Source organism: Peribacillus suis (genome assembly GCF_059384845.1).
The window spans coordinates 1397689-1417372 of sequence record NZ_CM182019.1; the positions used below are offsets into that span (position 1 = coordinate 1397689).

Sequence of the window (19684 nt, forward strand, 5' to 3'; positions counted from 1 at the left end):
AATAAAGTTCCTTTCTATTCTAATATTCTTCACCAACTGCTAGATGTAATGCTTTTGGTATTAGTCATTATTTCTAGTTTATGCTACAATTCAAAAGTGAAGATTTGATTAGTTTGGGGGAAGAAATGTGTTTTATTACTTAATTGCCCTTTTGGTCATAGCTTTCGATCAGCTGACAAAATGGATGATTGTGAAAAAAATGGAGTACGGAGAAAGCATTGAAATTATTGAAAACCTTCTATATATTACCTCGCATCGTAACCGTGGGGCAGCATGGGGAATTCTACAAGGTCAAATGTGGTTTTTCTACATCATCACCATCGCTGTCATTATTGGAGTCGTCTATTATATTCAGAAAATGGCGAAGAACAGCCGTCTGCTTGGAGTTTCCCTAGGTCTTATGCTAGGTGGGGCAATAGGAAATTTCATTGACCGTGTTGCTCGCCAGGAAGTAGTCGACTTTGTCCATACTTATATTTTCAGCTATAGTTTCCCGGTATTTAATATTGCCGATGCCGCCCTTTCGATTGGTGTCGTGCTGCTCGTGATTCACATGTTCTTGGAAGAAAAAAACGCTAAGGAGAAAGATAATGGATAAAAAGCTATACAGCATCGACGAAACACTAAAAGGTACAAGGATTGACAAGGCTCTATCTACTTTAAATGAGGAATGGTCACGCACTCAAGTTGCACAATGGATCAAAGATGATCATGTGTTAGTGAACGGGGCTGCCATTAAGTCCAATTATAAATGTAGCATAGGTGACGAAATTGAAGTGCTGATTCCGGAACTTGTGGAATTGGATGCAGTCGCAGAAGAAATGGATTTGGATATCTATTACGAAGATGAAGACGTACTGGTTGTCAATAAACCGAGTGGAATGGTTGTCCACCCTGCACCGGGGCATGTAACAGGTACTCTTGTTAATGGGTTGATGGCCCATTGTAAGGATCTTTCTGGAATCAATGGCGTTATGCGTCCAGGTATTGTCCACCGTATTGATAAGGATACATCAGGTTTATTGATGGTTGCGAAAAATGACATGGCACACGAGAAACTTGTTCAGCAACTTGTTGATAAAACAGTAACCCGTAAGTATCAAGCTGTGGTCCATGGAGTGATTCCCCATGATTTCGGAACGGTTGATGCCCCGATAGGCCGGGATAAAAAAGACCGTCAGAGCATGACGGTTACGGATTCAAACTCTAAAAATGCGGTAACTCATTTCCGTGTGGTTGAACGTTTCACCGCGTTTACATTAGTAGAGTGTCAGCTTGAAACAGGACGGACCCATCAAATCCGTGTTCATATGAAATATATCGGATTCCCTCTTGCGGGAGATCCTAAATATGGTCCTAAAAAGACGTTGAAATTGGACGGACAAGCGTTACACGCAGGTCTTCTTGGTTTTGTTCATCCACGGACGAATGAATATATGGAGTTTGAAGCGCCAGCTCCTAAAGAATTTACGGAGCTAATCGAACAACTTCGTAGAAGTAGTATTTGACAAGACCATTTTTATGAGATAGTATTATATTAACTTAATGAGAACCTTTAACACAGTCCAGAGAGACTGAGAAGGAAACGGATAGCAAAAGGGGAACATATACCCTTTTGTAGGAAAATCCTCACACCTTCTTGGTGTGAGGATTTTTTGTTGAAGGAGAGCTCTCACAGTTCAAAAGAAATTGAGGTGGTCCATTTGAATGAGAAAGCAATCGTGCTCGATGAAAAGGCCATCAGCAGAGCCTTGACGAGAATTGCACATGAGATTATTGAAAAGAATAAAGGGATTGAGGATTGTGTCTTAATCGGGATTAGGACCCGGGGGATCTTCCTTGCTGATCGACTTGCCAAGCGCATCGGTGAAATAGAAAATAAAGTAATTCAATTAGGTGAATTAGACATAACGCTTTATCGTGATGATTTATCGAAAAAGACGAACGATGGTGAACCGGTTGTAAAAGGCTCGGACATTCCGGTCCCAATAACTGATAAGAAAATCATCTTAGTGGACGATGTACTATTTACGGGAAGAACGGTAAGAGCTGCTATGGATGCTTTGGTGGATATGGGAAGACCTTCGCAAATCCAACTTGCTGTATTAGTTGATAGAGGCCATAGGGAACTTCCAATCCGTGCCGATTATGTCGGTAAAAATATTCCAACTTCACAATCCGAGAAGATTACGGTCACTTTAACGGAAGTTGACGAGCTCGATCAAGTCACCATACTAGCGAAATGATAAATTAAATATTGCCCTTTTAAAAACGGTCCAGAGAGGCCGGCAAAGGGAGTGAAATGGAAAGGGACCTTAGCCTGACAGGTATAGGGCAGGCCCATCCGTGAAACCCTCTTTGTATATGCTGCAAAGAGGTTTTTTTTTGTGGCTTAGATGCAATGTTCATAGGGGGAAAAGAAATGGAAGACGAAAGAAAAGACATCATCCTCGACGTGGAAGACGTACCAAGGTTTGGTCAATGGGTGACATTAAGCATCCAGCACTTGTTTGCGATGTTTGGTTCAACGGTGCTAGTGCCATTCCTGGTCGGTCTGAGCCCTGCAGTAGCATTGGTTTCCAGTGGGGTAGGGACATTATCATACTTATTAATTACGAGAGGCCAAATCCCTGCTTATCTTGGTTCATCATTTGCTTTCATAGCACCCATAATCGCGGCCAAGTCACTTGGTGGACCGGAAGCGGCCATGATCGGCTGTTTTGTAGCAGGACTCATATATGGAATAGTGGCGTTGGTCATTCATAAAGTCGGTTTACGCTGGTTGATGGTTCTATTGCCACCGGTGGTCGTCGGTCCCGTCATCATAGTAATCGGGCTGAGCCTCGCTGGGACAGCAGTTGACATGGCCATGTATGATCCGCAAGACAAGTACAGCGTTACTTACATCATCATAGCACTCATCACCTTGGCAGCTACGATTATCTGTAACGTGTTTTTTAAAGGCTTCCTTAACCTGATTCCAATATTGATGGGGATCATAGTCGGATATGGCTGTTCGGCAATTGCAGGCATTATCGATTATGGACCGATTGAAACGGCAAAATGGTGGGAAATGCCGGAATTCATGATTCCTGGAATAACCTATACACCCACCTTTTCATGGGAAGTCATCGCCATCATGGTCCCGGTCGCCATCGTCACCTTATCTGAACATATCGGACACCAAATGGTATTAAGTAAAGTGGTAGGTAGAAACTTTTTGGAAAAGCCGGGTTTACATCGATCCATCCTTGGTGACGGCGCAGGCATCATGATCGGTTCCATTATCGGGGGACCGCCACTTACATCGTATGGAGAAAATATCGGAGTCCTGACGATGACAAAGGCATTTAGCGTCTACATCATCGGTGGTGCGGCTTTGACTGCTATGATCTTCGGTTTCAACGGGAAGATTTCAGCGGTGATCGGATCAATACCAACGGCCGTCATGGGGGGGATTTCCATTCTTCTCTTTGGTATCATCGCTTCAAGCGGTTTAAGGATGTTGATTGATAATAAAGTGGATTTTGATAAAAAACGTAATTTGATGATTGCTTCGGTCATCTTAGTAATTGGGATTGGTGGAGCATTCGTACAATTATCCGCAAATGTTTCTTTATCCGGAATGGCGCTATCAGCAATAGTGGGGATTGTACTTAACTTGGTATTGCCGGACAGAGAAAAAGTGACCGAAAACATCTTTGAAAAATAAACATTAAATAAATCACCTTTTAAAAGAAGTCCAGAGAGACTTAGAAGGGTGTTGCAGTAAAGACGGAAGAGGAAAGGAATGGGGAATTTCCCGATTACTCCAAGTCTTTATGACCTTCACCCTGTCCTTAAATGACGGGGCTTTTTTTATGCCCCGCATCACAAAAAAAGATTGTGAAAGGAGCAGGAATGATGAAAAAATTATTGACGATGAATGAGCTATCTTTAACTGAAATCGAAACGATCTTATACGAGGCAGAGGGGTTTGCCAATGGAACGAACTGGATGCCTATGCAGCAGACGATGGTCGCCAATCTGTTCTTTGAGCCAAGCACGCGAACCAAATCAAGTTTTGAAATGGCTGAAAGGAAATTAGGACTTGAGGTCATTCCTTTTGATGCGGGGACATCATCCGTGTTAAAAGGAGAAACCTTATACGACACAGCGAAAACATTTGAATCGATTGGAGTCAAAGCTCTCATCATCCGTCATGAGCAGGACAACTACTTTGATGAGTTGAGAGGCAAATTACATATCCCCATCATCAATGCGGGTGATGGTTGCGGAAATCATCCGACACAGTCTCTGCTCGATTTATTGACGATAAAGCAAGAGTTTACTAGTTTTAAAGGTCTGAAAATTTCGATTATTGGAGATGTGAGGCATAGCCGTGTGGCTAAATCCAATGCAGACGCACTCACTCGCCTAGGTGCAGAAGTTGTATTCTCAGGTCCTCCCGAATGGTTTGACGTAAACAATGGATTGGCGAAATACGAAGATATCGATCAAGCTGTAGCGACAGCGGATGTGGTCATGTTGCTCCGAATCCAACATGAAAGGCATAGTGATAAATATGACGTGGAAAATGGGGAGTATTTGAAAAGGTTTGGCTTGAATAAGATTCGTGAAAAAACGATGAAACCATGTGCCATCATCATGCATCCAGCCCCCATTAACCGCGGAGTTGAGATTGACAGTGATTTGGTCGAATGCAGCCGCTCAAGAATCTTCAAACAAATGCAAAATGGCGTTTTTATCAGGATGGCTGTGTTAAAAAATGTGCTTGAAAAAAATAAGGGAGGAAACACTCATGAAAACTGTCATCAAAAATGGAGTATTGCTAGATAATCAAAATCAATTCAAGAAAGCAGATATAGAAATAGAGGGAAGGTTCATCACGAAAATAGGGGAGAACCTGGCTACGGAAGATAGTAAAGTAGTAGATGCTGATGGGCTGCTTGTTACAGCAGGATTCATAGATCTTCATGTACATTTACGTGAGCCGGGGGGAGAACATAAAGAAACCATTGAAACGGGAACCTTGGCGGCGGCCAGAGGTGGCTTTACGACAGTAGCAGCCATGCCCAATACAAGACCTGTACCTGATACTGTGGAGCACCTTGGGGCGTTGAATAAAAAAATTGAAGAAACGGCACATGTTCGCGTGTTGCCCTATGCTTCGATCACGATTAGAGAAGCTGGCAAGGAGCTGACTGATTTTTCAGCACTGAAGAAGACAGGGGCATTCGCCTTTACGGATGATGGTGTTGGCATTCAAGAGGCAGGAATGATGCTTGAAGCGATGAAGCGGGCAGCTGCCATTAATATGGCTGTGGTCGCCCATTGTGAAGATAATAGCTTAATCAATAAAGGCTCCGTTCATGAGGGGAGATTCTCCAAAGAAAATGGAATCAATGGAATTCCTTCTGTATGCGAAGCTGTACATATTGCCCGTGACATATTGCTTGCGGAAGCGGCAGGCTGCCATTACCACGTCTGCCATATATCAACGAAAGAATCGGTAAGAACCGTAAGAGACGCTAAACGTGCCGGTATCAAAGTCACTGCGGAAGTGACCCCACATCATCTATTACTTTCAGAAGATGATATACCAGGGCTTGATACGAATTATAAAATGAACCCTCCTTTAAGGGGACGCGAAGATCGTGATGCTTTAATCGAAGGCTTGCTTGATGGAACCATCGATTTCATCGCAACAGACCATGCCCCTCATAGCGTCGAGGAAAAAGAGCAAAGCATGCAGCTTGCTCCATTCGGAATTGTAGGTCTAGAAACGGCCTTCCCGCTGCTTTATACGGAATTGGTCAAAAAAGAAATCATCACTCTGAAACAGTTGGTAGACTTCCTGACCATCAAACCAGCTGATTGCTTCTCGCTTCCATTCGGCCAGCTAAAAGAAGGAGCTGTGGCGGATATCACGTTAATCGATTTGAATGCAAAACAGGCGATCAATAAAGAAGAATTCGCTTCAAAGGGAAAAAATACACCTTTCCATGACAAGAAATGTCAGGGGTGGCCGGTCATGACGATTTCAGAAGGAAAGTTAGCTTGGGAAAAAGGACGTGTTCAGGGATGAAAAGACAGCTTATTTTAGAAGATGGTACGGTTTTCATTGGCGAAGCATTCGGTGGAGACGTGGAGAAAATCGGGGAAGTCGTATTTAACACAGGGATGACAGGCTATCAAGAAATTTTATCTGATCCATCTTATTGTGGTCAAATTGTTACTTTGACATATCCGCTAATTGGGAACTATGGAATCAACCGAGACGATTTTGAATCGATCAATCCAGCCATAGCGGGATTCGTCGTGAAGGAAACTGCAGAATTTCCTTCTAACTGGCGCAACCAATTATCACTTGATGACTATTTGAAAATGAAGAATATCCCTGGAATCTCCGGGATTGACACGAGAAAGCTGACAAGGATCATCAGAAAGACAGGTGCTCTTAAAGGGGCGCTCTGTAATATGAATAAGAAGGCCGATGAGGTTATTGCCCAGCTTAAAGCAACGGTACTCCCGACCACTCAAGTGAAACAGGTATCTACTAAAACGGCCTACTCAAGTCCAGGTAGGGGACCGCGAGTGGTTCTAGTCGACTACGGAATGAAGCATGGTATTTTACGAGAGTTGACGAAACGTGGGTGTGACGTCGTGGTCGTTCCTTATAACATCACGGCACAGGAGATCATGAACTATCATCCGGATGGAGTGATGCTGTCCAATGGACCTGGAGACCCAAAAAGCGTTCGGGAAACGTTAGAAATGATTCGGACAATCCAGAAAGAAGTCCCACTATTCGGAATTTGCCTGGGCCATCAGCTGTTCGCGCTTGCAAACGGGGCAGATACAGACAAACTAAAATTCGGTCATCGCGGATCCAACCATCCAGTAAAGGATCTTCGTACGGGAAAAGTGTCCATTACTTCGCAAAATCACGGTTACACAGTCGAAACGGATTCAATCGAACATACCGACCTTACCGTTACACATACTGCCTTGAATGATGATACCATCGAAGGTTTACGCCATAAACATTACCCGGCCTTTACGGTTCAGTACCATCCGGAGGCGTCACCAGGACCGGAAGACGCCAATTATCTTTTCGATGAATTTTTACGGAACATTGAAGTTGCCACTACAAAGGGGGAAGAAACATGCCAAAACGCACAGATATAAAAAGCATCTTAGTTATTGGTTCTGGTCCAATCGTAATCGGCCAGGCCGCTGAGTTCGATTATGCAGGAACTCAAGCATGCATCGCATTAAAAGAAGAGGGCTACCGGGTAATTCTGATCAACTCAAACCCCGCGACGATCATGACCGACAGTGAAATGGCTGATGCGGTTTATATCGAACCGATCACCCTGGAATTTGTTAGTAAAATCATCCGCAAAGAGCGTCCGGATGCCTTGCTTCCGACTTTGGGCGGACAGACGGGATTGAATATGGCCGTAGAATTGGCCAATGCAGGGATATTGGAAGAATGCAACGTCCAGATTCTGGGCACGAAACTTTCTGCCATCCAACAAGCGGAAGATAGGGATTTGTTCCGCACGTTAATGAATGAACTCGATGAGCCGGTTCCGGATAGCGACATTATACATAATTTAGATGAGGCCTATGCGTTCGTGGAACGAGTCGGCTATCCAGTCATCGTTCGCCCCGCGTTCACATTGGGGGGAACAGGAGGCGGTATCTGTGAAGACGAAGAGCAATTGATTGAGATTGTTGAAGGCGGCTTGAAAAGCAGCCCTGTCCATCAATGCCTTCTTGAGAAAAGCATTGCCGGCTTTAAAGAAGTGGAATATGAAGTGATGCGAGACTCCAATGATAATGCGATAGTCGTATGTAATATGGAGAACTTCGATCCAGTCGGTGTACATACAGGTGATTCGATTGTTGCGGCACCAAGTCAAACGCTAAGTGACCGAGAGTACCAAATGCTTAGGAACACTTCATTGAAAATCATTCGTGCCTTGAAAATCGAGGGTGGTTGTAATGTTCAGCTGGCCCTTGACCCAGATAGCTACCAATACTATGTGATTGAAGTCAATCCACGGGTAAGCCGTTCATCGGCACTCGCATCGAAAGCGACAGGATACCCGATAGCCAAACTTGCGGCTAAGATTGCAGTCGGTTTGACGCTAGATGAAATGATGAACCCGGTTACGGGCAAAACGTATGCCAGCTTCGAACCGGCGCTAGATTATGTCGTCACGAAAATCCCTCGGTGGCCGTTCGATAAATTTGAAAGTGCCAACCGTAGACTCGGCACGCAAATGAAGGCAACTGGAGAAGTCATGGCGATTGGCCGAACATTCGAGGAATCGATACTTAAAGCTGTTCGTTCCCTTGAAGCCGGGGTATATCACCTCGAGTTGAGTGAGAATTTCAATGATGAATTAATTGAAAAAAGAATCCGGAAAGCGGGAGATGAACGGTTATTCTATATCGGTGAGGCATTAAGAAGAGGAAAAACGATAGAAACCATTCACGAATGGAGTCAAATCGATTTATTCTTCCTTCATAAACTGAAGAAAATCATCGACTTTGAACAAGAGTTACGTACTCATATTTATGACACGGAAGTCCTGCAGAAGGCTAAAGAGCTTGGCTTTTCCGACAAAACCATTTCGGAAATCTGGGAAGTCGCTGAAATCAATGTATATGAATATCGAAAACAGCATGGAATCATACCAGTCTATAAAATGGTTGATACGTGTGCCGCAGAATTCGAATCAGAAACGCCGTATTTTTACGGAACGTATGAAGAGGAAAACGAATCGGTGGTAACGGATAAAAAAAGCGTCATCGTACTGGGGTCTGGTCCAATCCGAATTGGTCAAGGTGTTGAATTCGACTATGCGACCGTACATTCCGTGTGGGCCATTAAGGAAGCGGGCTATGAAGCAATCATCATCAATAATAATCCTGAAACGGTATCAACAGATTTCAGTATTTCCGATAAGCTTTACTTCGAGCCGTTGACACTTGAAGATGTGATGCATGTCATCGACTTGGAGAAACCAGAAGGGGTCATCGTTCAATTTGGCGGGCAGACCGCCATCAATCTTGCAGAGGGGTTAGTTCATCGGGGTGTAAAAATACTCGGTACCTCTTTAGAAGACCTGGACCGTGCGGAGAATCGAAACAAATTCGAAACCGCTCTCCAAGAAATGGGCATTCCACAGCCTAAAGGGAAAACGGCCACGTCCGTCGAAGAAGCGATCATCATTGCTGAAGATATCGGATACCCGGTTTTAGTAAGGCCTTCCTATGTACTCGGAGGAAGGGCGATGGAAATTGTCTACAAACAAGAAGAGTTGCTTCATTACATGAAAAATGCGGTGAAAATCAATCCGGAACACCCGGTACTGATCGATCGGTATCTAACGGGTAAAGAAGTGGAGGTCGACGGCATTTCGGATGGCAAGACCGTGGTCATCCCTGGAATCATGGAACACATCGAACGGGCAGGGGTTCACTCGGGCGATTCGATTGCCGTCTATCCGCCCCAAAGCCTGACGGATAAGCAAAAAGAAGTGATCATCGATTACACCACCAGATTGGCAAAAGGATTGAAAATCATTGGTTTGCTGAACATCCAATATGTCATCAGTAACGACGAAGTGTATGTCATTGAAGTGAATCCACGTTCAAGTCGTACGGTTCCATTCTTAAGTAAAATTACAAATGTACCCATGGCGAACCTCGCAACAAAGGTGATTCTGGGACAAAGCCTTGAAAGTCACGGGTATCAGTCAGGAATGGTTCCCGAACAAACCGGGGTCTATGTAAAAGTGCCTGTCTTCTCTTTTGCTAAATTAAGAGGAGTGGATATATCACTCGGGCCTGAAATGAAATCGACTGGGGAAGTCATGGGGAAAGATAGCACACTTGAAAAGGCCCTATACAAAGGACTTGTCGCTTCCGGCTTCACCATACAAAGCCATGGGACGGTCTTGTTAACCATATCGGATAAAGATAAGCAGGAAGCACTTCAATTAGCCAGACGCTTCCATAACATCGGCTTCAAGCTAATTGCCACAAGTGGAACGGCGAATATGCTGGAAGAGTCGGGCATCCCAACTGCTGTCGTAGGAAAAATCGGAGAAGAAGGCAGGAATCTGTTGGATGTCATCCGTCATGGCGAAGCCCAGTTCGTCATCAATACATTGACAAAAGGGAAGCAACCGGAGCGGGATGGGTTCAGGATTCGACGTGAATCGGTTGAAAATGGAGTTACCTGCTTGACATCATTGGATACAGCAGAAGCCATTTTAAGAGTGATCGAATCCATGACATTCTCGACGGAAGCCATGGGAAAGACGAAAAAAAGTCGTGAGGTGAGCTATACATGATCAAGAAGGAAACAATGAAGGTGTTGACACATAAAGAGCTGGCTCCATCTATCTTTGAGCTAACCCTACAAGGTGAGTTAGTTTCTGAAATGAAGCAGCCGGGGCAATTTGTCCAAATTAAACCGACGGAAGGTACCGAGCCGCTGCTAAGACGCCCGATTTCGATTTCTTCTTACAATAAAAGCAAAAAGGAATTCACGATGATTTACCGGGCTGAAGGGAAGGGAACAACATTATTGTCCCAGCGGAAGCAGATGGAAGGGGTAGATATTCTCGGCCCACTTGGCAACGGCTTTCCGGTTGATGAAGCGAAAGCTGGAGAGATTGCATTGTTGGTCGGTGGGGGGATAGGCGTCCCTCCCCTGTTCCAGCTCTCAAAAATGCTGGTTGCCAGAGGCGTTCGGGTTATTCATGTGCTTGGTTTCCAAACGATGGCCGCCGTTTTTTATGAAGAAGAGTTTAGTGAATTAGGAGATACATATATTGCAACGGTGGATGGATCATATGGGACAAAAGGATTCGTTACGACGGTAATCGAGAAGCTGGGTGTGGAATTTGAAACGGTCTTTTCCTGCGGGCCAACGCCGATGTTGAAGGCGTTGGAAGCGGGGTATAGCGACAAGAAGCTTTATCTATCGCTAGAGGAAAGGATGGGGTGTGGCATCGGTGCTTGTTTTGCCTGCGTATGTCACACTGCAGACGATCCGGAAGGCTTTAGTTATAAGAAGGTATGCAGTGACGGACCCGTATTTCGTTCAGGAGAGGTGGTACTATGAGCAGATTATCGATAGAACTACCCGGTTTACACTTAAAAAATCCGGTCATGCCAGCTTCAGGCTGTTTTGGATTCGGGCGTGAATACAGCCAGTTCTTTGATTTGGATATATTGGGAGCCATCATGATTAAAGCGACCACACCAGAGCCTCGTTTTGGCAATCCGACACCGCGTGTCGCCGAAACCTCTTCTGGGATGCTGAATGCAATCGGATTGCAAAACCCGGGTCTGGATAAAGTCATCAATGAAGAATTGGCGTGGCTCGATAAATATGATGTGCCGATCATCGCAAACATTGCCGGATCCCATATAGCCGATTATGTGAAAGTTGCCCGGGACATAAGCAAGGCAGAGAATGTCGTGGCACTTGAATTGAATATCTCCTGCCCGAATGTGAAAGAAGGCGGCATCGCTTTTGGGACGATTCCCGAAGTTGCAAAGGAAGTAACTAAGGCAGTAAAGGAAGTTTCCTCGGTCCCTGTTTATGTGAAGCTTTCTCCCAATGTCAGCGATATTGTAGCCATGGCCACAGCGGTTGAAGAGGGAGGGGCCGACGGTCTGACAATGATCAATACGCTAGTCGGCATGCGGTTGGATTTAAAAACGGGTCAGCCGATCCTTTCAAACAAGACTGGTGGATTGTCTGGTCCTGCCATTAAACCAGTCGCACTTAGGATGATTTATGAAGTGAGTCAGCAAGTTTCGATTCCAATCATTGGTATGGGCGGCATCTCTTCTGCGGAGGATGTCATTGAATTTTTCTATGCAGGTGCAAGCGCAGTTGCGGTGGGAACAGCAAACTTTGTGGATCCCTTTGTGTGCCCGACGATTATTGAAGAATTGCCCAAATTGTTGGATGAGTTAGGATTTGAGCATATTTCGCAATGTACCGGAAGGAGTTGGAAGCAGAATGAAGCAATCGTTAATCATCGCGCTTGATTTTCCTAGCCTGATTCAAACGAAGCAATTTTTACAACATTTTCATTCGGAGAAACTAGCAGTTAAAGTCGGGATGGAGTTGTTTTATCAGAACGGACCGGGAATCATTTCATTTGTAAAAGAACAAGGGCATGATATTTTTCTGGATCTGAAGCTTCATGATATCCCTAATACGGTCAAAATGGCAATGAGGGGGCTTGCTACATTGAATGTGGATATGGTGAATGTCCATGCGGCCGGCGGAAGCAGAATGATGGAAGCGGCACTTGAAGGGCTTGATAGTGGAACGGCTACCGGAGAAAAACGCCCATTATGCATAGGGGTGACCCAACTGACAAGTACGTCACAGGAACAAATGAATTTCGAACAAAACATCAACGGAACACTTGAAGATGCAGTACTGCACTATGCAAAGCTCTCAGGCCAGGCCGGCCTTGATGGTGTTGTCTGCTCGACGCATGAAGTAAGAAGGATCCATGAACATATCAGCGACCAATTTATGACGGTCACGCCAGGCATCCGTAATGCAGGTGGACCAACACATGATCAACACAGAATAGCCACTCCTGAGCAGGCAAGGATCATAGGGTCCGATGCAATCGTGGTAGGAAGAGCAATAACATCTGCAAAAGATCCATTACAAACATATTTAGACATGAAGGCATCTTGGGAGGGAATTCGATGTTAAACCAATTAATTGCAGAACGACTTTTAGAAATCAAAGCGGTATTCCTACAGCCAAATGAACCATTCACGTGGGCATCTGGAATCAAGTCACCCATTTATTGCGATAATCGTTTGACCCTTTCCTATCCAGCGGTTCGGAATGAAATCGCCGAGGGATTGAAAAAGTTGATTGAACAGAACTTCCCGGATACTGAGCTAATCGCTGGCACCGCCACGGCTGGAATACCGCATGCCGCTTGGGTGAGTGATAGAATGGATTTGCCGATGTGTTATGTCCGCTCGAAAGCGAAGGAACACGGAAAGGGCAATCAAATTGAGGGGCGTGCTTTGTCAGGTCAAAAAGTGGTTGTCGTTGAAGATTTAATATCTACAGGCGGTAGCGTCATCACGGCAGTAGACGCTCTTAGAAAAGCAGGATGCGAGGTCCTTGGGGTCGTTTCCATCTTTACATACGAATTAGAAAAGGGAAAAGAAAAGTTTACTGCTGAAAACATTACGAACTACTCCTTAAGTGATTATTCCTCATTGATTAAAGTGGCTAATGAAAAAGGCTATATTACTGCAGGGGAACTGGAAAAGCTAAAAAAATGGCGTGAAAATCCCGAAGACTCCGCCTGGATTTCTGCATAAATAGAGCTAATGGGTTGATGTTTGATAGGTACGCTTAAACAGCACCACGTATTCTCTACTGAATATGGGGTGCTGTTTTATACTTTTTTGGTACCGTACCCCCATGACACATATACTATGCCATTACAGTTTTGGCTATGGTGGAAGTAAAAGGGGGTGATCAGGGTTCGTATTAACATAAAAAAGCACACCACTAATACAAGCGGTGTACCAAAGTTTGTTTCATGTGGAAACATTCTAGTTATCACTTTTTTAATAAAATAGCCTTTTTTATACTATTAAATTACCACTTCCAACTGTAAGCAACAGTTTTTACTTCTTTCGCTTTTCCTTTGACGGTAGCTGGAAGTTCTGGATAGTTCAGTTCGAATGCCGTTTTTCCACCTGCATTCAACCCAATATCTAATGAACCATTCAATACGCCTACCAATTTCCCTTCTCCATCATATAAACCAGATGCCAAACGAATGTCATCCGCTTTTTCATCCCCGTCATTTATCACATTCCCTGTGACAGAATAAGGATTATCTGAAAAATCACCGCTCAAAGCGTTCAACTTAACATTTTCCGTTTTTAAATAGGCTGGTTCCTCATCTGTTGTATCGAAATCTATATTAGAATACGCTTTATTGACCAATTTAGGGTCTTTCACAGAATCTAAAATAGTGGATTCACCAATATACGCCGTTTCACCTGGCATGATGACATCAGGTGTAGCCGTTATCATACTGGCCGTACCAAGGACGCTTCCGTCTTCCCCTTCAAAATTAATTTGGATATCACTTAACGAAGCAGGGGCATTTCCGGTATTTTTCACTTCGGCAGAATAGTTCACCCAAACAGAATCAATAGAATCTTTCCAAGCACCGAATGTTTCTTGCATTATTTCTACTTTCGCTTCTTTTTTATCTTTTTGTTCAGCTTTTGTATTGGTAGAAGAACCTTTCTCAGTTGAAACAGTTTGTTCCTCACCTGAACAGGCAGTCAATAGTAAAACCACCAACAAAAGACTCATACTCCATATTTTTTTCATTGAAATAATTCCTCCCTTTTACAATAGGAACTATATTACCATAGTTTTTACGGATTTTGTTGAAAAAATCAAACCTTCAGTGCTTTACAAATGATGGACTAGAGAAGCATAGATCTTTGAATAGGTATTTATTCCATATCGATTTCTAAAATATGTATTTATTTTTTTGTTTTACTATTTAACAAGACTTTCGACCTGGTGACATTCAAGGCATCATTTTTTCATGAGATCAAAAGGGCCCTTCTCTTTACGATTTCTATTAGTATATTCTTCACTTTTACCATCTCTAAGATGATGCTTCAACCAAAATAAAAACTGCACCCCGCTTGTTAGGTCATGTCTAACAAGCGGGGTGCAGTTCACAGGGTATTGTTATTATTAATACTTATCCTTTTACGTGTGTCGCTTCTTTTAAAGAAATGACCGTATCGGCATCAGGGGTAACATAAACGGTTTGCTGTTGTTCATAGATGACAAACCCAGGTTTCGATCCATTTGGTTTCTTTACATGGCGAACTTGGGTGAAATCGACAGGCACCGAACTTGATTGCTTGGCTTTGCTGAAGAATGCAGCTAAAGCGGCAGCTTCCTTTATCGTATTTTCACTTGGTGATTCATTCCGAATCACGACATGTGAGCCGGGAATATCCTTCGTATGAAGCCAGATTTCATCACGACGGGCAAATTTATTCGTCAAGTAATCATTTTGCTTATTATTTTTCCCGACAAATATGAGGTCTCCATCACTACTGTAATAAGTCTCAAGCTGCGGTTTGGCATTGGCAGGTTTTTTCATGCCCTTTTTCTTTTTCTGGCGGATGTAGCCTTCTTCTTGTAGTTCTTCGCGTATTTCCTCGATATCTTTTGGTGAGGCAGACTGCAATTGCTGATGCAAGGCTTCAAAGTAAGCCAATTCCAGTTGGGCTTTTTCGATTTGCTCTTGGACGACAACGACCGCATTTTTGGACTTTTGATACTTTGAAAAGTACTTCTGTGCATTATCAGATGGGTTTTTTAATGGATTAAGCGGGATAACGACAGTCTCTTGATCTTCATTGTAATAATTGATGACCTCGATTTCCTTCATGCCTTTTTTCATTTGATATAAGTTGGCTGTCAGCAATTCACCGAACAGTTGGTATTGTTCCCCGCGTTCCGTTTCCTTTAGCGTACGTTCCAATTTGCCGATTTTTTTTGAGTTTTTTTCTATTTCATTCGTAATGAAGCGTTCTATATCCTGGCCCTTTTGCTTGACGCGGTCCCGTTCGGCTTTCCCGAAGTAATAGCGGTCAAGCATCTCGCTTAAGGATGGAAATGACCTTTCTTTACCCGTCAGGTGATTCAGGGAAAGCATATAGAAAACTTCTTTACTGCCATCTTGTTTGATGGTCGGGACATACTCTCGATCTGCAATCTCTTTTATGAGGCTAGAGAAAGCAGGTGGAAGTGTCGAACTGTTCGCCAAACCAGCACGGTAAACGGCCTCTTTAGCCGCTAGGGGTGAAACTCCTGAGAAATGGGCTACTAGCTGACGGTCAAGCTTTCCAGCATTAAAGTCCAGCGATTTCCTTATATCATCGTCAGTGGAGTCAAATGGATTTTGCTTCTCCTGTTCTGGGGGGAGAATGTATTCCTGGCCAGGTAATATCGCCCGGTGGCTGTTCACAGCGTGTGATACATGTTTGATGCTGTCTAAAATCATATTCCGCTCTTTATCAACTAAGATGATATTGCTGTGACGACCCATAATTTCGATGATTAGCTGTTTCTGGGAAACATCGCCCAGTTCATTTCTACCTTTCACTTCGAGGATGATCATCCGATCTAGCTCATGTTGATAGATGTCCTCGATTGTATATCCTTCCAGATGCTTCCTGAGCAGCATGCAGAACATTGGTGCCTCTTTCGGATTTTCATAGCTTTCTTCTGTCAGCTGTACCCTTGAATAGCTCGGGTGTGCAGATAATAGTAGCTTTTGATTTTTACCTCCAGCCCGAACCACCAGTATGATTTCGTTTTTATAGGGCTGATGCACTTTATTGATGCGCCCGCCTTTTAATAAAGAAGCGATTTCTTCCGTTATCGCTTTCGTGAATAATCCATCGAATGACATTCATTTTACTTCCTTTACATAAGATTTTCTATAAGGCTCTTTCAATAGCCGTTTTAAAATGGTTGCCTATATTACTGGAATAAACATGGGAATGAGTCTATTCCTGACATTCATTAATCCATCGGTAGGTCGGATAATCCGTTTGTGCAATTTCAGATTAATTATAGCATTTTTTTGGACGAGTCTGAATAATCATGGAAGAAGAGCAGTTGTTTTATGTAGTTTAGTATGCAGGCGGATGAGGGTGAGCAACGCTAAGTGCCTGTTTTGAGCATGTATACTGGGGCCTATTTCATTCTATTCAAAGGGATGTGTGATACTCGATGGAGTTCAAGGAAATGAATAAGCAAGAAATGGAGAAGGCGCTTCAAACGGACGTGAAAGCTGGTTTGAATGAGAAAGAAGTAAAGGACAGGCTGAACAAGCAAGGATTCAATGAACTGAAAGAAGGGGAAAAGCAATCTGCCATTTTACTGTTCTTCGCTCAATTTAAAGATTTTATGGTCATTGTCTTGCTTGCGGCAACCTTGGTCTCTGGCATCTTGGGTGAATATATCGATGCGATTGCCATCATTGCCATTGTTTTTTTAAATGGGGTACTTGGGTTTTTTCAAGAACGTAAGGCTGAAAAATCATTGGATGCCTTAAAGGAAATGACAGCCCCACAGGTTCAGGCATTAAGGAACGGGCAATGGCTGAAGATCCCTTCAAGGGAAGTGGTAGTAGGGGATATCTTGAAATTTGCAAGCGGGGACCGAATAGGGGCAGATTTACGGATCGTCGACCATTCCAGCCTTGAAATTGAAGAATCAGCTCTAACTGGCGAGTCCATTCCAGCCGTGAAATGCTCCGATCCATTAATGGGCGAGGCGGAAAGCATCGGGGATCAGGAAAATATGGCGTTCATGGGAACGATGGTCACTAGAGGAAATGGTATTGGAATTGTTGTCGCGACAGGAATGAACACAGCAATGGGGAAGATAGCGGACCTTCTTCAAACAGCAGAAACCAAGGAAACGCCACTACAACGACGATTGGAACAATTGGGAAAAATCTTAATCATTACCGCGTTGATCTTAACTGGAGTCGTCGTATTAACGGGTGTCCTTCAAGGGCATGATCTTTATACCATGTTTTTAGCCGGTGTTTCCTTGGCTGTTGCGGCCATCCCGGAAGGCTTGCCTGCCATTGTGACAGTAGCCTTGTCTCTTGGCGTTCAACGGATGATTAAACAAAAGGCCATTGTCAGGAAGTTGCCTGCGGTTGAAACGCTTGGATGTGCCACAGTGATATGTTCCGACAAAACTGGAACATTGACCCAGAATAAAATGACGGTTACGAAAATTTGGAGTGGCGGGAAGACATGGGATGTAAGTGGGACAGGATATCATCCGACTGGGGAGTTTTCTTCAGGAGGAGTTTCGGTCGCTCCAAAAAATGAAAAGGCTCTCCTCCAAATGGTGACATTTGGGATTCTTTGCAACAAAGCCGAGGTAAATGAGAGAGGTAAAGGATATATTCTTGACGGAGATCCGACAGAAGGCGCGATGGTAGTAGCGGCGATGAAGGCGGGTTTGACGAGGGAGCATTTGTCAAACCAGTTCACGATCGTGAGGGAGTTTCCATTCGATTCTGAAAGGAAGATGATGAGTGTTGTAGTCAAGGATGATAAAGAAAACCATTTTGTCGTAGTAAAAGGGGCACCAGATGTTTTGCTAGCCCAGAGTGATACGATTTTAGTGGACGGTAGAACGGACCCGCTAAATCGGGAAAACAAGGAACGGGTTCAACTGAAAATGAATGAGCTTGCATCAAGTGCACTTCGGATGATTGCAGTGGGTTACAAACCACTTTCAAAGGGAACCATTCTACTCCATGAGACAGAGGCCGAACGGAATTTGACCTTCATGGGGCTGCAGGGCATGATAGACCCACCTCGTCCTGAAGTGAAACAAGCAGTGAAGGAATGCCGGGATGCGGGAATTAAAACGGTCATGATAACGGGCGACCATGTTATAACAGCCAGGGCTATTGCTAAAGAACTTGGTATTTTAAGAGGGAAAGACCGTGTACTCGAAGGTCATCAATTATCGGCGATGGAAGTTGACGAGCTCGAAGAAATCGTTGAAGGAGTGTCTGTGTTCGCCCGTGTTTCCCCGGAACATAAGTTGAAAATCGTGAAGGCTTTACAGAATAAAGGACATGTTGTTGCGATGACGGGGGATGGCGTCAATGACGCTCCGGCAATAAAGTCGGCCGATATCGGTATATCAATGGGCATCACGGGTACAGACGTCGCAAAGGAGGCTTCTTCCTTGATTTTGGTCGATGATAATTTCGCCACGATTAAATCGGCTATTAAAGAAGGAAGGAACATCTATGAAAACATTCGGAAGTTTATCCGGTATTTGTTGGCATCGAATGTTGGTGAAATTCTTGTCATGTTTTTCGCCATGCTTTGTGCCTTACCTTTACCATTGATTCCCATTCAAATCCTATTCGTCAACTTGGTGACGGACGGACTCCCGGCGATGGCTTTGGGTCTCGATGATCCTGAAGAAGATGTGATGAAAAGGAATCCGAGAAATGCTAATGAAGGGGTTTTTGGGAGGGGACTAGGCTGGAAAATCCTCTCACGTGGTTTTTTAATTGGGATCTCGACGTTAATTGCCTTTTATGTGGTATATCGTGCGAATCCTGATAATCTTGCATATGCACAGACCATCGCATTTGCAACCCTTGTACTTGCCCAGTTGATCCATGTTTTTGACTGTCGGAGTGAAAAGTCCATTTTCTCAAGAAATCCGTTTGGCAATCTGTATTTAGTGGGAGCAGTGCTCTCTTCCCTGTTGTTAATGCTTGCTGTCATGTATGTACAGCCGCTACAGGCAATCTTTCACACCGTTCCGATTTCGGGCAGGGATTGGCTATTAGTGGTAGGAATGTCATCAATCCCAACTTTTTTACTGGCGGGAACCTTTTTAGCAAGAAAAGCACAATAAAATATGATATAATCTTTTAGGTGATAGAGTCTTTCTCTATTACCTTTTTATTTTTAGAACCTTTTATTTATACTGATCATGACGTGAAAAAGCTGATATAGATTGAATGAACATACCAAGTTACTACAT

At 43.9% G+C, this 19684-nt stretch carries 15 protein-coding genes; 13 read left to right on the forward strand and 2 right to left on the reverse strand.

Annotated features, from left to right (window positions below; translation table 11 throughout):
* Window positions 1–127 precede the first annotated feature (127 nt).
* From lspA to pyrE, 12 genes are all read left to right on the forward strand, one after another.
* A complete protein-coding gene (gene lspA / locus AC503W_RS06960) occupies window positions 128–598 on the forward strand; it encodes a signal peptidase II (protein WP_402868205.1) in 471 nt (156 codons plus the stop codon).
* Window positions 591–1508: an RluA family pseudouridine synthase gene (locus AC503W_RS06965; RefSeq protein WP_402868207.1), complete on the forward strand. Its 918-nt coding sequence runs from the start codon at window positions 591–593 to the stop codon at window positions 1506–1508. The genes lspA and AC503W_RS06965 overlap by 8 nt, the downstream gene beginning before the upstream one ends.
* A gap of 195 nt (window positions 1509–1703) precedes the next feature.
* Window positions 1704–2246: a bifunctional pyr operon transcriptional regulator/uracil phosphoribosyltransferase PyrR gene (pyrR, locus tag AC503W_RS06970; protein WP_402868570.1), complete on the forward strand. Its 543-nt coding sequence runs from the start codon at window positions 1704–1706 to the stop codon at window positions 2244–2246.
* A gap of 155 nt (window positions 2247–2401) precedes the next feature.
* Window positions 2402–3712 (forward strand): solute carrier family 23 protein, encoded by a 1311-nt coding sequence (locus AC503W_RS06975; protein WP_494916534.1) that lies wholly within the window; start codon window positions 2402–2404, stop codon window positions 3710–3712.
* Window positions 3713–3903: 191 nt separating this feature from the next.
* Complete coding sequence (locus AC503W_RS06980; protein ID WP_402956219.1) at window positions 3904–4839, forward strand: aspartate carbamoyltransferase catalytic subunit; 936 nt, start codon at window positions 3904–3906, stop codon at window positions 4837–4839.
* Window positions 4802–6088 carry a dihydroorotase gene (gene pyrC, locus AC503W_RS06985; RefSeq protein ID WP_494916535.1) on the forward strand — a complete coding sequence of 429 codons (1287 nt, stop codon included), beginning with the start codon at window positions 4802–4804 and terminating at the stop codon, window positions 6086–6088. The genes AC503W_RS06980 and pyrC overlap by 38 nt, the downstream gene beginning before the upstream one ends.
* Complete coding sequence (locus AC503W_RS06990) at window positions 6085–7191, forward strand: carbamoyl phosphate synthase small subunit (protein WP_402868214.1); 1107 nt, start codon at window positions 6085–6087, stop codon at window positions 7189–7191. Before pyrC ends, AC503W_RS06990 begins: the two co-directional genes overlap by 4 nt.
* Window positions 7170–10376 carry a carbamoyl-phosphate synthase large subunit gene (carB, locus tag AC503W_RS06995; RefSeq protein WP_403080025.1) on the forward strand — a complete coding sequence of 1069 codons (3207 nt, stop codon included), beginning with the start codon at window positions 7170–7172 and terminating at the stop codon, window positions 10374–10376. Before AC503W_RS06990 ends, carB begins: the two co-directional genes overlap by 22 nt.
* Window positions 10373–11152: a dihydroorotate dehydrogenase electron transfer subunit gene (locus AC503W_RS07000; RefSeq protein WP_427686433.1), complete on the forward strand. Its 780-nt coding sequence runs from the start codon at window positions 10373–10375 to the stop codon at window positions 11150–11152. Before carB ends, AC503W_RS07000 begins: the two co-directional genes overlap by 4 nt.
* Entirely contained in the window at window positions 11149–12090 is a 942-nt protein-coding gene (locus AC503W_RS07005; RefSeq protein WP_494916538.1) for a dihydroorotate dehydrogenase, read from the forward strand. Before AC503W_RS07000 ends, AC503W_RS07005 begins: the two co-directional genes overlap by 4 nt.
* Complete coding sequence (pyrF, locus tag AC503W_RS07010) at window positions 12062–12778, forward strand: orotidine-5'-phosphate decarboxylase (protein WP_427591078.1); 717 nt, start codon at window positions 12062–12064, stop codon at window positions 12776–12778. Before AC503W_RS07005 ends, pyrF begins: the two co-directional genes overlap by 29 nt.
* On the forward strand, window positions 12772–13407 hold the full coding sequence (gene pyrE, locus AC503W_RS07015; RefSeq protein ID WP_427686428.1) for an orotate phosphoribosyltransferase: 636 nt from the start codon (window positions 12772–12774) through the stop codon (window positions 13405–13407). Before pyrF ends, pyrE begins: the two co-directional genes overlap by 7 nt.
* 283 nt (window positions 13408–13690) lie before the next feature.
* Here pyrE and AC503W_RS07020 read toward each other — a convergent pair whose 3' ends face one another.
* Both AC503W_RS07020 and AC503W_RS07025 read right to left on the reverse strand, forming a co-directional pair.
* Entirely contained in the window at window positions 13691–14440 is a 750-nt protein-coding gene (locus AC503W_RS07020; RefSeq protein WP_402956233.1) for an FxLYD domain-containing protein, read from the reverse strand.
* Between the two features lie 385 nt (window positions 14441–14825).
* Window positions 14826–16553 (reverse strand): Rqc2 family fibronectin-binding protein, encoded by a 1728-nt coding sequence (locus AC503W_RS07025; protein WP_427591080.1) that lies wholly within the window; start codon window positions 16551–16553, stop codon window positions 14826–14828.
* Between the two features lie 323 nt (window positions 16554–16876).
* On the opposite strand from AC503W_RS07025, the gene AC503W_RS07030 reads away from it, so the two are divergent.
* Window positions 16877–19555: a calcium-translocating P-type ATPase, SERCA-type gene (locus AC503W_RS07030; protein WP_494916540.1), complete on the forward strand. Its 2679-nt coding sequence runs from the start codon at window positions 16877–16879 to the stop codon at window positions 19553–19555.
* Window positions 19556–19684 lie beyond the last annotated feature (129 nt).

Coding starts and splice junctions, on each gene's coding strand:
- carB (WP_403080025.1), top strand. CDS start 7,170: ATGCCAAAACGCACAGATATAAAAAGCATCTTAGTTATTGGTTCTGGT.
- pyrC (WP_494916535.1), top strand. CDS start 4,802: ATGAAAACTGTCATCAAAAATGGAGTATTGCTAGATAATCAAAATCAA.
- AC503W_RS06980 (WP_402956219.1), top strand. CDS start 3,904: ATGAAAAAATTATTGACGATGAATGAGCTATCTTTAACTGAAATCGAA.
- pyrE (WP_427686428.1), top strand. CDS start 12,772: ATGTTAAACCAATTAATTGCAGAACGACTTTTAGAAATCAAAGCGGTA.
- AC503W_RS07030 (WP_494916540.1), top strand. CDS start 16,877: ATGGAGTTCAAGGAAATGAATAAGCAAGAAATGGAGAAGGCGCTTCAA.
- AC503W_RS07025 (WP_427591080.1), bottom strand. CDS start 16,553: ATGTCATTCGATGGATTATTCACGAAAGCGATAACGGAAGAAATCGCT.
- AC503W_RS07020 (WP_402956233.1), bottom strand. CDS start 14,440: ATGAAAAAAATATGGAGTATGAGTCTTTTGTTGGTGGTTTTACTATTG.
- pyrF (WP_427591078.1), top strand. CDS start 12,062: ATGAAGCAATCGTTAATCATCGCGCTTGATTTTCCTAGCCTGATTCAA.
- AC503W_RS07000 (WP_427686433.1), top strand. CDS start 10,373: ATGATCAAGAAGGAAACAATGAAGGTGTTGACACATAAAGAGCTGGCT.
- AC503W_RS07005 (WP_494916538.1), top strand. CDS start 11,149: ATGAGCAGATTATCGATAGAACTACCCGGTTTACACTTAAAAAATCCG.
- AC503W_RS06965 (WP_402868207.1), top strand. CDS start 591: ATGGATAAAAAGCTATACAGCATCGACGAAACACTAAAAGGTACAAGG.
- AC503W_RS06975 (WP_494916534.1), top strand. CDS start 2,402: ATGTTCATAGGGGGAAAAGAAATGGAAGACGAAAGAAAAGACATCATC.
- AC503W_RS06990 (WP_402868214.1), top strand. CDS start 6,085: ATGAAAAGACAGCTTATTTTAGAAGATGGTACGGTTTTCATTGGCGAA.